The following is a 1856-nucleotide window of genomic DNA, read 5'->3' as shown; positions in this document are numbered from 1 at the left end:
TACGTGCCGGACGCCCCGAACCTCGGCGCCAAGGGCACCATGCCGATGCGCAAGGACGAGAAGGGCACTCTTCTGGTGTTCAAGGGCCAGGTCCGTGACCTGGACGGCGCCGGCATCGAGGGCGCGACAGTCGAGCTCTGGCACGCCGACTCCGATGGCTACTACTCTCAGTTCGACGACGGCCTGGGTATCCCGGAGTGGAACCTGCGCGGCACCTTCTCCACCGACGCCGAGGGGGGCTTCGAGATCACCACGATCCAGCCCGCGCCGTACCAGATCCCGCACGACGGCCCGACCGGCGAGTTCATCGCCAGCTACGACGGCCACCCGTGGCGTCCGGCACACCTGCACCTCAAGGTGACGGCCCCGGGCAAGCGGCTCATCACCACCCAGCTGTACTTCCAGGGTGGCGAGTACGTCGAGGACGACGTCGCCGGAGCAGTCAAGCCCGAGCTCATCCTGAATCCCCGGCCGGGTGCCGACGGTACGGACGAGGTCACCTATGACTTCGTGCTCGATCCGGTCTCCGAGGCCCGCTACGTCGCCTGATCACCTCCTGTCCCGGAATCGTCGTCGCCCGCCCCGGTCGCCACGAGCGGCCGGGGCGCCGGTGATCCCACCCAGCCCACATCACGTCGAGGACCGAACATGACCGACATGACCGACATGACCATCCGATCCGTCGAGACACGCATCCTCGACGTTCCGCTCATCCGCCCCCACAGGTTCGCCACCACCACCGCGACCGAGCAGTCCATCCTCCTGGTGTCGGTGACCACGGCTGACGGCGTCGTCGGCTACGGCGAGGGCGTGACCCCGGGTGGCCCCTGGTGGGGCGGGGAGTCCGCCGAGACGATGCAGGTTCTCGTGGAGAAGTACCTCGCCCCCGTTGCCGTGGGTCGACGCGTGGACGAGGTGCCGGCGGTCCTCGAGGCGATGGAGGGTGTGGTGGCCCGGGGGCGCTTCGCCAAGGCCGCACTCGAGATCGCGATGTTCGACGCGTGGGCGCGCACTCTCGAGGTGCCGGTGCGGTCCCTCCTCGGGGGCGCCGTCCGCGACTCCATCGAGTGCACGTGGGCGCTGGGTGCCATGCCGCTCGAGGAGATGGTCGAGGAGATCGACGAGCTGCTCGCCGCCGACCGCCACCGCACCTTCAAGCTCAAGATGGGGGCCCTGGACCCGGCCGAGGACGTCGCGCGTATCGCCGCGCTCGCCGCGCGCCTCGACGGCCGGGCCGGCCTGCGGGTGGACATCAACGCCCGGTGGGACCGGTTCACCGCCAACGTGCACCTCCCGGCGTTGGTCGAGGCGGGCATCGAACTGATCGAGCAACCGACCCCGACCGAGCAGATCGAGGTGCTCGCCGAGCTCAACCGCGCGCTGCCCGTCCAGATCATGGCCGACGAATCAGTCCAGTCCCCGCACGATGCTCTCGAGGTGGTGCGCCGCGACGCCGCCGGGGTCATCGCCGTCAAGACCACCAAGCTCGGCGGACTGACCCGGAGCAAGGAGGTCGTGGCGATCGCGCGCGCGGCAGGGGTGGCCTGCCACGCAGCGACCTCGCTGGAGGGGCCCATCGGAACCATGGCGTCGCTGCACCTCGCGTGCGCCGAACCCGGGTTCAACCACGGCTCCGAACTGTTCGGCCCGCTGCTGTTGGCCGAGACGTACGTGAGCACGCCGATCAGGTACGAGGCCGGCCGGGTCCATCTCCCGGACGGTCCGGGCCTGGGCGTGGAGATCGACCACGACGCCGTCGAGAAGTTCACCCGTCGCTGACCGCACTGACCCGCCAGCCCGCCGACACCACTGACCCGCCGGCCCGCCGGCCACTGAGAAGTAGAGGAGACTACCGA

General features: G+C 69.8%; 1 protein-coding gene and 1 pseudogene. Both read left to right on the top strand.

What is annotated here, in order from left to right:
• Positions 1 to 549 (top strand): annotated as a pseudogene (locus G6018_RS16655) (catechol 1,2-dioxygenase); the annotation flags it as partial.
• A gap of 108 nt (positions 550 to 657) precedes the next feature.
• On the top strand, positions 658 to 1779 hold the full coding sequence (locus tag G6018_RS16650; protein ID WP_179526202.1) for a muconate/chloromuconate family cycloisomerase: 1122 nt from the start codon (positions 658 to 660) through the stop codon (positions 1777 to 1779).
• The last annotated feature ends 77 nt before the right edge of the window (positions 1780 to 1856 follow it).

The organism is Dietzia sp. DQ11-44 (genome assembly GCF_014145205.1).
Lineage (GTDB): Bacteria > Actinomycetota > Actinomycetes > Mycobacteriales > Mycobacteriaceae > Dietzia > Dietzia natronolimnaea.
Note: the sequence above shows the minus strand (reverse complement) of the source record. Positions and strands in the feature narration are given on the sequence as shown.

Coding starts and splice junctions, on each gene's coding strand:
- G6018_RS16650 (WP_179526202.1), top strand. CDS start 658: ATGACCGACATGACCATCCGATCCGTCGAGACACGCATCCTCGACGTT.